Annotated in this window: 13 protein-coding genes; 8 read left to right on the top strand and 5 right to left on the bottom strand. The window is 68.2% G+C overall.

Translation table 11 applies throughout. From position 1 onward, the window contains the following. Positions 1-14: 14 nt before the first annotated feature. Entirely contained in the window at positions 15-935 is a 921-nt protein-coding gene (gene xerD / locus SFB74_RS21210; RefSeq protein WP_432726262.1) for a site-specific tyrosine recombinase XerD, read from the bottom strand. 73 nt (positions 936-1,008) lie between these two features. Continuing rightward, a complete protein-coding gene (locus SFB74_RS21215; protein ID WP_432726263.1) occupies positions 1,009-1,983 on the bottom strand; it encodes a tripartite tricarboxylate transporter substrate binding protein BugE in 975 nt (324 codons plus the stop codon). A 103-nt stretch (positions 1,984-2,086) separates the two neighbouring features. On the opposite strand from SFB74_RS21215, the gene SFB74_RS21220 reads away from it, so the two are divergent. After that, positions 2,087-3,004: an AEC family transporter gene (locus SFB74_RS21220; RefSeq protein ID WP_432731974.1), complete on the top strand. Its 918-nt coding sequence runs from the start codon at positions 2,087-2,089 to the stop codon at positions 3,002-3,004. Positions 3,005-3,668: 664 nt separating this feature from the next. On the opposite strand, the gene SFB74_RS21225 is transcribed toward SFB74_RS21220, so the two are convergent. Further along, a complete protein-coding gene (locus tag SFB74_RS21225) occupies positions 3,669-4,421 on the bottom strand; it encodes a sulfite exporter TauE/SafE family protein (protein WP_432726264.1) in 753 nt (250 codons plus the stop codon). Positions 4,422-4,470: 49 nt separating this feature from the next. Next, positions 4,471-5,736: an MFS transporter gene (locus tag SFB74_RS21230; protein WP_432726265.1), complete on the bottom strand. Its 1,266-nt coding sequence runs from the start codon at positions 5,734-5,736 to the stop codon at positions 4,471-4,473. Positions 5,737-5,825: 89 nt separating this feature from the next. Here SFB74_RS21230 and SFB74_RS21235 point away from each other — a divergent pair, with 89 nt between their 5' ends. From SFB74_RS21235 to SFB74_RS21250, 4 genes are all read left to right on the top strand, one after another. Next, complete coding sequence (locus tag SFB74_RS21235) at positions 5,826-6,704, top strand: AraC family transcriptional regulator (protein ID WP_432726266.1); 879 nt, start codon at positions 5,826-5,828, stop codon at positions 6,702-6,704. A 61-nt stretch (positions 6,705-6,765) separates the two neighbouring features. Next, on the top strand, positions 6,766-7,500 hold the full coding sequence (locus SFB74_RS21240) for a phosphatase PAP2 family protein (RefSeq protein ID WP_432726267.1): 735 nt from the start codon (positions 6,766-6,768) through the stop codon (positions 7,498-7,500). Positions 7,501-7,595: 95 nt separating this feature from the next. Then, positions 7,596-7,847 (top strand): acyl carrier protein, encoded by a 252-nt coding sequence (locus SFB74_RS21245; protein ID WP_432726268.1) that lies wholly within the window; start codon positions 7,596-7,598, stop codon positions 7,845-7,847. After that, the gene (locus tag SFB74_RS21250; protein ID WP_432726269.1) at positions 7,844-9,052 is read left to right on the top strand and encodes a beta-ketoacyl-[acyl-carrier-protein] synthase family protein; all 1,209 of its coding nucleotides are present in this window, start codon (positions 7,844-7,846) and stop codon (positions 9,050-9,052) included. Before SFB74_RS21245 ends, SFB74_RS21250 begins: the two co-directional genes overlap by 4 nt. On the opposite strand, the gene SFB74_RS21255 is transcribed toward SFB74_RS21250, so the two are convergent. Beyond that, a complete protein-coding gene (locus SFB74_RS21255; protein ID WP_432726270.1) occupies positions 9,049-9,966 on the bottom strand; it encodes a LysR substrate-binding domain-containing protein in 918 nt (305 codons plus the stop codon). The genes SFB74_RS21250 and SFB74_RS21255 overlap by 4 nt on opposite strands. A 134-nt stretch (positions 9,967-10,100) precedes the next feature. On the opposite strand from SFB74_RS21255, the gene SFB74_RS21260 reads away from it, so the two are divergent. The 3 genes from SFB74_RS21260 to SFB74_RS21270 all read left to right on the top strand — a co-directional run bounded on the left by SFB74_RS21260 (position 10,101) and on the right by SFB74_RS21270 (position 13,820). After that, complete coding sequence (locus tag SFB74_RS21260) at positions 10,101-11,456, top strand: M20/M25/M40 family metallo-hydrolase (RefSeq protein ID WP_432726271.1); 1,356 nt, start codon at positions 10,101-10,103, stop codon at positions 11,454-11,456. Between the two features lie 95 nt (positions 11,457-11,551). Further along, positions 11,552-12,019, top strand: coding sequence for a DUF2501 domain-containing protein (locus SFB74_RS21265; protein WP_432726272.1), 468 nt, complete (start codon positions 11,552-11,554; stop codon positions 12,017-12,019). 82 nt (positions 12,020-12,101) lie between these two features. After that, a complete protein-coding gene (locus tag SFB74_RS21270; RefSeq protein ID WP_432726273.1) occupies positions 12,102-13,820 on the top strand; it encodes a SulP family inorganic anion transporter in 1,719 nt (572 codons plus the stop codon). The last annotated feature ends 5 nt before the right edge of the window (positions 13,821-13,825 follow it).

Here is a 13,825-nt window from a genome sequence, read left to right on the forward strand (position 1 = left end):
GAAACCGCGCGCCCTCAACCGCGCGGATGGTGCTGCGCATGCAGCTGCTTCAGGCGCTCGCGCGCCACGTGCGTGTAGATGGTCGTCGTGGAGATGTCGGCGTGCCCCAGCAGCAACTGCACCGCGCGCAGGTCGACGCCGTGGTTCAGCAGGTGCGTGGCGAAGGCATGGCGCAGCGTGTGCGGCGACAGCGGCACGTGGATGCCGGCCGCGGTGGCGTGCTTCTTGACGATGACCCAGAACATCACGCGCGTCATGCCCGCGCCGCGCGCGGTCACGAACAGGTCGGGCGTCTGCTGTCCGTCGAGGATGGCCGGGCGCGAGTCTTCCAGGTAGCGCTCGATCCAGCGCCGCGCCTCGGCGCCGAAAGGCACCAGCCGCTCCTTGTTGCCCTTGCCGAGCACGCGCAGCACGCCGTCGTTGAGGCTCATGTCGATCGCCTTGAGCGCGACCAGCTCGCTCACGCGAAGGCCGCTCGCGTACATCAGCTCCAGCATCGCGCGATCGCGCAGGCCCAGCGGCGACTCGACGTCGGGCGCGCCCAGCAGGTCGTCGACCTGCTTTTCGGAAAGCGTCTTGATGGCCCGCGGCATCTGCCGCGCGGGCATGAGCCGGATGCTCGGGTCGGCCGTGATGCGCCGCTCGCGCAGCGCCCAGCGGTAGTAGCGCTTGAACACCGTGAGCCGCCGGTTCGCCGACGTGGCCTTGCCCCTGGTGGACAGGCGCGCACCCATGTAGGCCTGCAGGTCGGTTTCCTTCGCTGCGTCGAGCGCGGTGCCGCTGCGCTGCGCGGCCAGCCATTGCGCGAACAGCGCGAGGTCGCGGCGGTAGGCGGCCAGCGTATTCTTCGACAGCCCGTCCTCGAGCCACAGGGCATCGATGAAATCGTCGATCTCGGGTGTCTTCGTCTGTGTCTGCGGCGCGGCCTCTGTCATGCCTTGCAAGATAGCAAAAAGAAAAAGCCGCCCGGCATGCGGGCGGCCTTTGCGTGCGGAAAAGGAACCGGGCTCAGTCGAGCTTCAGGTTCTGCTTCTTCACGACCTGCTTGTAGACCTCGTACTCGGCCTTGATCTGCGCCGAGAACTGGTCGGGCGTGTTCGCCACGATCAGCGAGCCCGTGTCCTCGATGCGCTTGCGCACCGCCGGCTCTTCCACTGCCTTCTTCACGCCCGCGCTGATCTTCTCGACCACTTCCTTCGGCAGGCCCTTCGGGCCGAGGATGCCGTAGTAGGCCATGCGGTTCACCGGCTCCAGGCCCACTTCCTTGAAGGTGGGCACGTTGGGCAGCGCGGCCAGGCGCTGCGGCGCCGACACCACGATGGGAATCAGCCGGCCGCTCTGGATGAAAGGCATGGCCGAGGGGATGTTGTCGAACATGATCGGCACCTGGCCGGCCACCACGTCGTTCAGCGCCGGGCCCGCGCCGCGGTACGGGATGTGCGTGACGAAGGTGTTGGTCAGGCTCTTGTAGAGCTCCATCAGCAGGTGGCCGATGCCGCCCGTGCCCGACGAGGCGTACGAATACTTGCCGGGGTTCTTCTTCAGCTCGGCCACGAACTCTGCGTAGTTCTTGGCCGGGAAACTGGGGTTGACCGCGATGATGTTCGGCGTGGCCGCGATGTTGATGATCGGCGTGAAGTCGTTGATCGGGTCGTACGGCGTCTTCGGGTTGATGGCCGGGTTGGCCGCCGTGCTCGACACCGTGGCGATGCCGAGCTTGTAGCCGTCGGGCGTGGCACGTGCCGTCTCGGCCGCGCCCACGATGCCGCCGCCACCGGCGCGGTTGATCACCACCACGGGCTGGCCCAGCACCTTGCCCAGCGGATCGGAGATCACGCGCGCCACGATGTCCGTCGTGCCGCCCGGTGCGAACGGCACGCTCAGTTCGACGGGCTTGTTGGGATAACCCTGCGCAAAGCTCTGGCCCGCGACTGCAATCAGTGCCGCGGCTCCCACCATCGCGCTCCATTGACGACGTTGCATCAAAAACTCCTTGTTCTGGCTGTATGTCGAAAAAACGAAGCCCGGATGCTAGCGGCTCGGGGGCCGTATCCGTGCTCTGGATTACCCATGGTCAGGGAGGTTTATCCTCGAAGCGGTGAACTACGCGCAGCTGCTCTTCCCCGACTTCTCCCTCATCGCCATCGGCTGGCTCCTGTGCCGCTACACCGCCCTCGACCGCCGCGTGTGGGACCAGGTCGAGAGCCTCGTTTACTACTTTCTATTTCCTGTACTGCTGTTCCATTCGATCGTGCGCAGCCCGCTCGACTTCGCAGCGACCTCGAGCCTGCTCACCGCAGGCGTCGGCGTGGGCGTGTGCGGCATCGCGCTGGCCTATGCACTGCCCTTCGTTCCGGGCCTGCGCACGCACATCGACCGGCGCGACCACGCGGCCAGCGCGCAGATCGCCTTTCGCTTCAACTCCTTCATCTGCCTGGCGCTGGCCGAACGGCTCGGCGGCTCCGAGGGGCTGCTGCTGATCGCGGTGTTGATCGGCGTGTGCGTGCCCATCTTCAACATCGCGGCCGTTTGGCCGATGACGCGGCATGCGCAGACGGGGTTCGTGCGGCAGCTGGTGCGCAATCCGCTGATCGTTGCGACCGTGGCGGGGTTGCTGGCCAATGTGCTGGGGTTGACGGTGCCAACTTGGGCCACGCCCACTCTGACGCGGATCGGGGCTGCTTCGCTGGCGCTCGGGCTGCTGGCGGCGGGGGCGGGGATGAAGTTCTCTACCTTGGGGGCGGGGAAGGTGCTGGCTGTGTCCGTGCTGGCGATACGGCATCTGTTTCTGCCGTTGGTGGCTTGGGGGCTGGCTCGGTTGCTGCGGCTCGATGCTGCGCAGGGGGCTGTGTTGATGGCGTTTTCTGCTGTGCCTACTGCTTCTAGTGCTTATGTGTTGGCGGCTCGTATGGGGTACAACGGGCCCTACGTGGCTGGGCTGGTGACTCTGTCTACCTTGCTGGGGGTTGTCAGTTTGCCGTTTGCTTTGGCTTTGCCTCGGTAGGAGGAGTGTTTGTTTTCCGGGGCCGGGTCTCGGCCCGGCGGCCGACTCACTTTCTTTTGCTTCGCCAAAAGAAAGTAAGCAAAGAAAAGGCGACCCTACTGTCTGCGACCCTTCGCTTCGCTACGGGCAACCTGCGGTGCTCGACGTAGGAGGGGGTCCGCAGAACTCGCTTCGCTCAAACAGCTGCGGCCCTTATCCCTCCTACGTCTGCGCTCCTCGGCGCAGCCAGAAGGGAGTTGGGGACCGAGCAGGCCATCGCTGCGCTCGGCCTTCTGAACAGCCTGGACTGGCCTTCGCTTCGCTCGGCCACGCGTTCAACTTCAGCGCCGCCAGCAAGAGCAGCGATTCATTCCAAGCACGGCAGGCGCGAAGCGCCTGCCGTGCCTTGGAGGCCGAGCAACGCGATGGCCCGCGCGTCTCCCCTCCCCTCTGGCTGCGCCGAGGAGCGCAGCGTTTCGCGGATCAGGGCTCGCAGCTGTTTGAGCGAAGCGAGTTCTGCGAGACCCCGCGAAACGCGAGCACCGCAGGTTGCCCGCAGCGAAGCGGAGGGTCGCAGACAGTGGGGTCGCCTTTTCTTTGCCTACTTTCTTTTGGCGAAGCAAAAGAAAGTAGGTCCGCCGCCGGGCGGAACTCCCGGCCCCGGGAAGCAAACAACCAACAAACCTCAACCACGAGCCAACAAAGCAGGAACAGCAGAAGCCAACAAAGCAACCCCGGAAGCCGTCAACAACCCCAACACAACCTTCCGAAACGCCACCTCACTGATCCCGATATAAAGCCGAGCCCCCAACAAAACAGGCACAGCAACAGCCAGCGCAACAACCCCCAGCAAAGGCACAACAGCCCGCCCGATATTCCCGCTGAAAACGTGAATCCCGAACGCCACCAGCAACATCGAAAGATTGAAGTTCTGGATCACAGCCCGCTGCGTATCCCGCTGAAACCCACGCAACGTGCACCACAGCGTAGGAATAGTCCCCGAAAACCCCCCGATGCCCGCCATCGCCCCACCGATGGCACCAGCCACCCCATCGGCCACGCGCCCGCCGAACGCAACCTTCGGCAGATGCTGCGACATCAGCATCGCCGGGCACCACAACACGAGCAGCACCCCAAGACACAGCTTGAAGACGACAAGATCGAGATGCGGCAGCAGCCAAACGCCGAACGGCACCCCGACCAGCCCACCGAGCACGAAGGGCCAGAGAACGCTCTTGTCGAAGGAACGCCGCACGGTGACCGCGGCAATCACCTGCCCCGTCAGCGCCCCGAACAAGGCGAGCACGGCGGCAAGCTGTGGCTCCAGGGTCCACGCCCAGACGGACATCGCCACCAGGCCGAACGCAAAGCCCGACAGGCCCTGCACGAAACCCGCCAGCACGGCGCCGGCGACCACATAGACATACAAGGCTTGCATGCGGTCGATGATATCGACCGCACTCCGTTCAGCCGCGTGGGCCGCAGGCTCAGGCGGAGGCCGGCACCACCAGCGCCGTGCGCCGCACGCGACGCACGTTGAAGGCGCTGGCGATCAGCACGCCCTGCACCAGCGCCAGACCCACGATCACGCTGGTGTACTGGCCGTGGTCCATCAGCCGGCCGAACACCAGCGGCGCCACGGCCTGCCCGATGTCGAGGCCCGCGTACACCACGCCGTAGACGCGCCCGGTCGCATTGGGCGGCGTCGACTTCTTCACCAGCAGGTCGCGCGACGGACCCGCAACGCCCGAGACGAAGCCCATGGCACCGAAGAGCACCGGCACCACGATCGGCGGGAAGTCGGCGAAGGCCAGCGCAAGAGCCAGCGCGGCCGCGACGCCGAAGCCCACGCCCACGATGCGCTCGCAGCGCGAGGGATCGGACGCCAGGAAGCCTCCCACCACCATGCCCGCCGCGCTCGCGACCATGTAGACGGTGAGGCACACGGCCACCAGCGCCACCGGCACGGCGTGCAGGTGCCCCGCGGCCACGGGCGCGAAGGTCTGCACCACGCTGATCACCACGGCATAGAAAAAGAAGAAACCGAAGCACATCCACACGGCCGGAATGCGCAGGAAGTCGAACTCGCCGCCGGCGGGTGCGTGCTCGCCCTGCCCGGTGGCCTTGTGCACGGCCGCCGCGTCGAGCGACAGCACGCTGCGGTAGATCCACAGCACCAGCAGCACCAGCAAGGCCACGGCGCCCGCCGAAGCCAGCGCCACGCGCCACGAGAAGGCAATGGCGATCGGCACCACGAAGGCCGGCGCCAGCGCCCAGCCCAGGCTGCCGGTGATGCCGTGCACGCTGTAGGCATGGCCCAGGCGCGTCGGGGCGACCTTGCGGTTGAACAGCGTGTAGTCCACCGGGTGGAACACGCCGTTGCCGATGCCGCCGACCACCGCGCACAGCAGCAGCATCCAGTAGCTCTGCGCCAGCGCATAGCCGAAAGCAGCCAGCCCCAGTGCCCCGAGCCCCACGAACAGCACCGGCCGCGGGCCCAGCTTGTCGACGATGAAGCCCGATGCCGCCTGCACGATGCACGAGACCACGAAGAACACGGTGAGCACCGCGCCCAGCTCGACATAGCTCACGTTGAACGCGTCCTTCAGCCACGGGAACAGCGGCGCCAGGATGAGCTGGCTGAAGTGGCTGACCGCATGGGCCAGGCCGACCAGCCCGATGAGCTTGGCGTCGGTGCGCAGGGTTGTCTGGGGAGAGGAGGAAGCGGCACTCGCGGGCGAGGTTGAAGACATGGATTGCTACAAAAAAACGGGGCGGGCACCGATGCTATGCGGCGGGGAAGCGGCAGAATGGCGATACAGCGACAACATTTGTCGAAACCATGCCAAGCGCCGCCTCATCCCCCCCAAGGAGCGCCGCGTCCGCCGCCAGGCTGCGCGGGCCCACCCCGATCAACAGCGTTGCCTCCCTCACGCCGCACCTCTACGCACCCGACGCGGTGCGGCCGCTGCGCGCAAAAGAACATTTCCTGAGCGCCGACACGCTGGTCGAGCTGCACGAGCACCCGTGGCCGCAGCTCACCTTCTCCACCCGCGGCGTGATCCGCCTGAGCACGCAGGACGGCAGCTACATCGTGCCGCCCTCGCGCGCGCTCTGGGTGCCGGCCAACATGCCGCACAGCATCACGCTCATCGAGGACGCCGAGCTGCGCACCGTCTACCTGCACGCCTGGATCGCGCCCTCCTGGGAGAAATGCGAGGTGCTCGAGATCAGCCCCCTGCTGCGCGCGCTGATGCTCGCGCTCGACACCACGCCCGATGGCCTGCCGCCTATAGACGCGCATGCGCCGCAGCGCGAACGCATGATCGCGCCGCTGCTGGTCGACGAGCTGGAGCGCGCCACGCAGATCCGCATCGACGTGCCGCTGCCCACCGACAAGCGCCTGCGCCAGCTCTGCGAGACGCTGCTGCGCAACCCGGCCGACCGCGCCACACTGGCCGAGCGCGCCGCCGCCATCGGCGCGAGCGAGCGCACGGTGGCACGCCTGTTCCGCGACCAGCTCGGCATGAGCTGGCAGCAATGGCGCCAGCAGGCCGTGATGGCACACGCGCTGCCGCTGCTGGCGCGCGGCATGGCAGTAAGCCAGGTGGCCGCCGCCAGCGGCTACGCCACCGACAGCGCCTTCTGCGCGATGTTCAAGGCCGCCACCGGCCGCTCGCCCACCTCGTTCCAGCACCGCAAGCGTCCCGCGCCCGCCTGAGGCGACCGGGGATCGGCGGGGACTTCACGGCGCTCTGGCAAGATCGGCGGCCGACAACACCATGCACTCACCGATCTCCCTGAACGCAGCACCCGGCGCCAGGCCGCCCACGTGGACCGCCGACATCTGGCTGCGCGTGCGCCGCCATTTCCTGCTGAAGGCGGTCGGCACCACGGTCTTCACGTGGCTCTTCTTCATCGGCTACTTCCACCTGCTGCGCAACCCGGCCTTTCCGATCGAGGTGATGCCGCTGACGCCGCTGGACCGCCTGCTGCCGTTCCAGCCCTACCTGCTGGGCCCGTACCTCTCGCTGTGGGTGTACGTGGGCATCGCGCCGGGGCTGCAGCTGACCTTCCGCGAGCTGGTGGTCTACGGGCTGTGGATCGGCGGGCTTTGCATCACCGGCCTGGGCATCTTCTACTTCTGGCCGACCCAGATACCCCCTTTGGCCATCGACGTCTCCGGCTACCCGGGCTTCGCGATGCTGCAGGGCGTGGACGCGGCGGGCAACGCCTGCCCGTCGATGCACGTGGCGGTGGCCATCTTCACTGCCATCCGCATCGAGGACGTGCTGCGCGAAGCGCGCACGCCGGCCTTCTGGCGCTGGCTGAACTGGGTCTGGTTCGCCGCCATCGCCTATTCGACGCTGGCGGTCAAGCAGCACGTGGCGCTCGACGTGGCAGCCGGCGCGCTGCTGGGTATGGCGTTTGCCCTACCCTCGATGCGCTGGCGGCCGGGCGCGCGCGAGCGCAGGGATTCCCCTTGGGTGGGAGCGGATATCATCCGTAAACACTGACCACTCACCACTGGCCGACGAGGAAGGGATCGATTGACTCAAGGACCGCACAGGGCGGCGATCGATCGGCGGCACACGACGACAGGCATTGCACGATGAGTTCGCTGAAGGAATTGCAGGACCTGATCCACGAGAAGTACGGTATCGAACCGTCGAAGCTCGACCCCCACGCCTCCATGCGTGAAACCGGCGGACTCGATTCGCTGGCACTGGCCGAATTTCTGTTCGCCATCGAAGACCACTTCGGCATCGTCATGCCCGACGAGGACGCGAGCATCGACACCCTGGCCGAACTCGCCGTGCTGGTCGACAAGGTAAGGGCCGAGAAGGCCGCGTCGGCGTCGTGAACCACGAGGTCGCCGTCACCGGGCTGGGCGTCGTGGCGCCGCACGGCGACGAGCCCGGCGCGCTCTTCCAGGCACTGCTGCAGGGCCGTTCGGCCATACAGCCCGTTTTTCCCGAACTGCCCAAACCGGCAGCGGCGGCCACCGTGGCCTTCGACGAGACCCGCTGGTTCACCAAGCTGCAGCTCGCCGGCGTCGACCGCGTGAGCCAGTTGGCCGTGGCAGCCGCCGACATGGCGATGCGCGACGCGGGCCTCTCCGTATCGGACGCCGACCCCGAGCGCGTGGGCGTCTTCTCCGGCTGCGGCATGGGCGGCGCGGCGGCCCTCGAAGCGGCCTATCGCGGCAACGGCCGCGTCTCTCCGCTCACCATTCCCGCCTTCATGCCCAATGCACCGGCCGCCCACGTGGCCATGCGCCAGGGCGTGAAGGGCCCGGTGCTCACCTATTCGGTCGCCTGCGCCTCCTCTTCGGCGGCGATCGCCGAAGCGGCCAAGGCCGTGCAGCGCGGCGAGGTCGACGTCGCCATCGCCGGCGGCAGCGAAGCGCTGATCGTGCCGGGGGTGGTTGTGGCCTGGCAGGCCATGCAGACGCTGGCCGGCTTCCAGCCCGGCGAGGCTGCCGGCGCGGTGCGCCCCTTCGCCACCGACCGCAGCGGCTTCGCGCTCGGCGAAGGCGCGGCTTTCCTGGTTCTCGAATCCGCCGAACGCGCGCGCTCTCGCGGCGCCCGCAGCCATGCCACGCTGGCCGGCTGGGGCCTGAGCAGCGATGCCACCCATCTCACCAAGCCCGACGCGCCGGGCCAGGCCCGCGCACTGCGCGCCGCCCTGCGCCAGGCCGGCCTCCAGCCGAGCGACGTGGGCTACTGCAACGCGCACGGCACTGCCACCCGCATCGGCGACGTGGTCGAGCGCAACGCGCTGGCCGAGGTGTGGGGCGACGATCTCGACAGCCTGCGCGTGAGCTCGACCAAGGCGCTGCACGGCCACATGCTGGGCGCGGCGGGCGCCATCGAGGCGCTCATCACCGTGCTGGCGCTGCAGCAGCGGCAGTTGCCGCCCAACGCCAACTGCCGCGAGATCGATCCGGAATGCCGGCTGAACCTCGTGGCGCAGGACGATGCGGCGGCACCGTCGCTCGAAGCCGCCATCAGCAATTCCTTCGCCTTCGGCGGCACGAACTCCGTGCTGCTCTTTCGCCGGGCCTAGGCGGCCTTCAGCTCGCGCGGCACGGCCAATGCGGCGGCCGCGCGCAGCCAGGCAACGAAGGCGCCGACCAGCGCATCGTCCGTGCGGCTCGGCGCCACGAACACGCTGTAGCCCCGGCTCGACGGCGCCCGATGCGGGCAGGCCAGTACGAGTTCTCCCGAACGCAACTCGCGCTCGACGAAGTAGTCGGGCACCAGCCCCACGCCCAGGTCGGCGCGCACGGCCGCGACCAGCGAGGAGAACATGTCGAAGCGGTGGCCCGCCACCAGGTTCTCGGGCGCACGCAGATGCGCGCTCTGCCCAAACCATTCCTCCCAAGCGCCCATGCGCGTGCGCAGCTGCAGCAGCGGCGCCGCGCGGAAATCGCCGCGCGCCATGGCCGCCCGCCCCTTCGCCTTGGGCGAGCACACCGCGACGCAGAACTCCCCCATCAGCGGCAGCGCGTTCGCGCCCGGCCACACCGCATCGTCGTACTGCACGCCCACGTCGAAGGGCAGGTCTTCCATGTAGAGGTTCGTGGGAAACACCTGCAGGTGCAGGCTGCAGCCCGGATTCAGGCCGATGAACTCCGGCAGGCGCGGCGTGAGCCAGCCCTCGGCCAGCACCGGCACCGCGCCCACCAAGAGGCGCAGGCCGTCGGTGCGCTGCGCCATGGCTTCGAGCGTGTGGTTCTGCAGCCGCAGCAGGTCGCCCGAAATCTGGCCGTGGTAGCGACGCCCGGCTTCGGTGAGCTCGGTGCCGCGCGCGGTGCGCTGCACCAGCCGCACGCCGATCTGCTCCTCCAGCAGCCGCAGCTGCTGGCTCACCGCGCTGTGCGTGAGGCACAGCTCCTCCGCGGCCTTGCCGACGCCGTGGTGGCGGGCCACCGCGTCGAAGATCAGCAGCGCGCGGGTGCTCGGAATGTGGCGGCGCATGAGGGCTTCGTTAGAAAAACTGACAACGCGGAAGATTAAACCAGAGCGCGCACTTAACACAGCCATAAGAATCGCTGACGACGCCGCACCGGCGTCGCCTCGTATCCGGCCCCTCTACAAGGACATTCCGCACCATGCCCCGCTCCGTGTCGCTTCGCCTCGCTCCGATCGTCCTCGCCCTGGCCTCCGCCGCCACGGGCCTCGCCCATGCCCAGAACGGCAGCGTCGCGGCCACGCCCACCCAGGTGCGGCCCGAAGTGGACAAGGCCTACACCCAGCTGATGGCCTCGCCCGCCATCCAGAAGCTGCTGGAGGCCGTGAAGGCAGACCACGATCGCTCGGTCGAAGACCTCAAGATGCTCACCGAGATCGAGGCCCCGCCCTTCAAGGAACAGAAGCGCGCCGAGGCCTTCCTGGCCCGCATGAAGGCCCTCGGCCTCTCGGACGCGAAGATCGACGCCGAAGGCAACGTGGTCGGCCTGCGCAAGGGCACGGGCAACGGGCCGAAGCTGCTGATCTCGGCTCACCTCGACACAGTCTTCCCCGCCGGCACCGACGTGAAGGTCAAGGAGCGCGACGGCAAGCTCTACGCGCCCGGCATCTCCGACGACACGCGCGGCCTGTCGGTGCTGCTGTCGTGGCTCAAGGTGCTCAACGACAACAAGATCCAGACGGTGGGCGACCTGCTCTTCGTGGGCAACGTGGGCGAGGAAGAGCTCGGCAACCTGCGCGGCATCAAGGCGATCTTTCGCGACAACCTCGACATCGACGGCATGGTCGGCCTCGAGCCCGCGCCCGACGGCACGGTGCTGATGCTGGGCACGGGCAGCCACCGCTACGAAGTGACCTTCAAGGGCCCGGGCGGCCACAGCTACGGCGCCTTCGGCCAGGTGCCGAGCGCCATCCACGGCATGGGGCGCGCCATCGCGAAGATCGCCGACATCCGCACGCCGAGCTTCCCGAAGACGACGTTCACGGTCGGCACGGTCGGCGGCGGCACCTCGGTCAACACCATCGCGCCGGACGCGCGCATGGCGGTCGACATCCGCTCCGACGACATGGCGCCGCTGCTCGAGACCGAGAAGAAGATCCTCGCGGCCATCGACGAAGCCGTGGTCGAGGAGAACAAGCGCTGGAACGTCAACACGCTGAGCGTGAGCACCAAGCTCATCGGCGACCGTCCGGGCGGCCGCACGCAGTCGGACACCGTGATCGTCGAGGCGGCCACGCGCTCTAATTCGGCCTTCGGCCACAAGACGCTGCTGACCGGCGCGAGCACCGACGCCAACGTGCCGATGTCGCTGGGCATCCCGGCCATCATCATCGGCGGCGGCGGCAAGACCGGCGGCTTCCACGCGCTCAGCGAATGGATCGACGTGACCGACGGCTGGAAGGGCGCGCAGAACTCGCTGGTGACGGTGCTCGGCCTGGTCGGCGTGCAAGGCACCAGCGCACCGCTGCTCGAAAAGCGCCCTCCACGTTCGAAGTAAACACAGGCGCGAGGGCGACTGCAGCCGGGGCTTGGCCCCGGCGTCTCCGTTATGCTGGTGGCCGCTTTCCACCACGCTACCGACAGGAGGACAACATGCACGCCCGTTCCACCCTCATCGCCCTCGCGCTGCTCGCCGCAGGGGCTTCGGCACAAGCCAACAACCTGCTCGACCAGCTGAAGGAAAAAGCCGGCGAGGCGGCCACCGCCAACTCGCAAGGCGGCGCCGGCAGCAACAGCGCAGGCGGATCGGCGCTCGGCAACCTGGGCAGCAGCCTGGGCTTCAAGATGCCCGCCATCGGCACCAGCACCATGGGCAACGCGGCCGGCGTGCTGCAGTACTGCGTGAAGAACAACTACCTGGGCGGCGATGCGGCCTCGGTGAAGGACAAGCTGCTCGCCAAGATCACCGGGCAGAAGAAGCAGGAGACCGGCTTCGCCAGCGGCGCCAAGGGTCTGCTGCAGGGCGGCGACGGCAAGTCGCTGAACTTCAAGGGCCTGTCGTCGAAGGTCAAGGAAAAGGCCTGCGACTACGTGCTCAAGAACGCCACTTCGCTGATCTGACCCCGCTCCGCATTCCGCATCGCTCCCGCGCGGCGCACCGCGCATGTGCCTGCAGTTTTCTCCCGTGCGCCCGCAAACATCCATGACTCCGGCTGCCCCCTCTCCCTCCCTGCGCCAGCGCCTGTCCCGCTGGGTTCCCTGCCTGGCCTGGCCCCGCCCTTCCGCAGCGCTGCTGCGCAACGAGGCGATGGCCGGCATCACCGTGGCGCTGATGGTCATTCCGCAGGGCGTGGCCTATGCGGCGCTGGCGGGCATGCCGCTGGTCACGGGCGTGTACGCGGCGCTGTTCCCGGCGCTGATCGCGGTGATGTTCAGCTCGTCGCAGCGGCTGTCGGTGGGGCCTACGGCGCTCACCAGCCTGCTGGTCGGCGCCTCGCTCGCTCCGCTGGCCGTGGCGGGCAGCGCCGAGTGGGTGGCGATGGCGGTGTGGCTCACGCTGATGTCGGGCGCGATCCAGATCGTGCTGGGCGCGGGGCGCTTCGGCTGGCTGCTGCGGCTGGTGAATTCGCCGGTGCTCATCGGCTTCACGCAGGGCGCGGCGGTGCTGATCGCCATCTCGCAGTTGCCGGCGCTGCTCGGTTTCACCGGTCGAACGATTCCGCAGGTGCTGCAGGGCGGGCCGCTGCCCGACCTCGTGGCCATCGCATTCGGCCTCGGCAGCATTGCGGTGCTGTGGCTGGGCAAGCGCCTGCTGCCGCGCTTTCCGACCACCATGGCGCTGGTGGCCGGCGCGGCCGCCATCAGCTGGCTGATCGACTACGCGCTGCGCGGCGGCGCGGTGGTGGGCACTCTGCCCTCGGGCCTGCCCTCGTTCTACTGGCCCGGGCTGCTGCCGGTGAGCACCTTCAGTGCGCTGGTGCTGCCGGCGCTGATGATCACGCTGGTGAGCTTTCTAGAGACGGCGTCCAGCGCCAAGGTCGACAACGCACGCGCCGGCACGCTCTGGAACGAAAACCAGGACCTGATCGGCCAGGGCCTGGCCAAGCTGGCCTCGGGCTTCACGGGCGCGTTTCCCACCAGCTCGTCGTTCTCGCGTTCGGCGATCACGCTGTATGCGGGCGCGCAGACCGGCTGGGCGACGCTCTTCAGCGTGGTCGTCGTCGCAGGCGCGCTGCTGTGGCTGATGCCGCTGCTCTACCACGTGCCGCAGGCGGTGCTGGCGGCGGTGGTGGTCACGGCCATCCTCGGACTGGTGAAGCCGGCGAGCTTCACCGCGCTGTGGCGCATCTCGCGCATCGAGGCGGGCATCGCCTTCGGCACCTTCGTGCTGACCATCGCGACCGCGCCCAGCATCTACTGGGGCGTGCTCGGCGGCCTGCTGGCCGCCCTGGCGCACTACATGTACCGCCACCTGCACCCGCGCATCATCGAGGTGGGCCTGCATCCCGACGGCAGCCTGCGCGACCGCCACCTGTGGAAGCTGCCGCCGCTGGCGCCGAATCTCTATGCGCTGCGCATGGACGCCGAACTCGACTTCGCCTCCGCCTCCACGCTCGAACGCGCGCTCACGGTGGCAGTGGCCGAGCAGCCCGGGCTCACCGACGTGTGCCTGTTCGCGCAGCCTATCAACCGCATCGACATCACCGGCGCCGAGGTGTTCGGGTCGATCCGCCGGATGATGGAATCCAAGGGCATCCGCCTGCACCTGAGCGGCATGAAGCTGCCCGCGATGCAGGTGCTGGAAAGCGCCGGCCTGCTGGCGCCGGGGCCGATGCTCTTCAGCTACCGCACCGACGGCGAGGCGCTCGCGGCGCTGATGCCGCGCGTCGAAGTGCCGGCGCAGCAGGAAGCCGCCGCCTGAGGCGC

Source organism: Variovorax xiamenensis (assembly GCF_050916385.1).
GTDB lineage: Bacteria > Pseudomonadota > Gammaproteobacteria > Burkholderiales > Burkholderiaceae_C > Variovorax.

What these genes read in the sequence shown, in the direction of transcription:
- SFB74_RS21230 (WP_432726265.1), bottom strand. Translation starts at nt 5,736, where the DNA reads ATGTCTTCAACCTCGCCCGCGAGTGCCGCTTCCTCCTCTCCCCAGACA.
- SFB74_RS21240 (WP_432726267.1), top strand. Translation starts at nt 6,766, where the DNA reads ATGCACTCACCGATCTCCCTGAACGCAGCACCCGGCGCCAGGCCGCCC.
- SFB74_RS21225 (WP_432726264.1), bottom strand. Translation starts at nt 4,421, where the DNA reads ATGCAAGCCTTGTATGTCTATGTGGTCGCCGGCGCCGTGCTGGCGGGT.
- SFB74_RS21235 (WP_432726266.1), top strand. Translation starts at nt 5,826, where the DNA reads ATGCCAAGCGCCGCCTCATCCCCCCCAAGGAGCGCCGCGTCCGCCGCC.
- xerD (WP_432726262.1), bottom strand. Translation starts at nt 935, where the DNA reads ATGACAGAGGCCGCGCCGCAGACACAGACGAAGACACCCGAGATCGAC.
- SFB74_RS21255 (WP_432726270.1), bottom strand. Translation starts at nt 9,966, where the DNA reads ATGCGCCGCCACATTCCGAGCACCCGCGCGCTGCTGATCTTCGACGCG.
- SFB74_RS21215 (WP_432726263.1), bottom strand. Translation starts at nt 1,983, where the DNA reads ATGCAACGTCGTCAATGGAGCGCGATGGTGGGAGCCGCGGCACTGATT.
- SFB74_RS21270 (WP_432726273.1), top strand. Translation starts at nt 12,102, where the DNA reads ATGACTCCGGCTGCCCCCTCTCCCTCCCTGCGCCAGCGCCTGTCCCGC.
- SFB74_RS21245 (WP_432726268.1), top strand. Translation starts at nt 7,596, where the DNA reads ATGAGTTCGCTGAAGGAATTGCAGGACCTGATCCACGAGAAGTACGGT.
- SFB74_RS21265 (WP_432726272.1), top strand. Translation starts at nt 11,552, where the DNA reads ATGCACGCCCGTTCCACCCTCATCGCCCTCGCGCTGCTCGCCGCAGGG.
- SFB74_RS21260 (WP_432726271.1), top strand. Translation starts at nt 10,101, where the DNA reads ATGCCCCGCTCCGTGTCGCTTCGCCTCGCTCCGATCGTCCTCGCCCTG.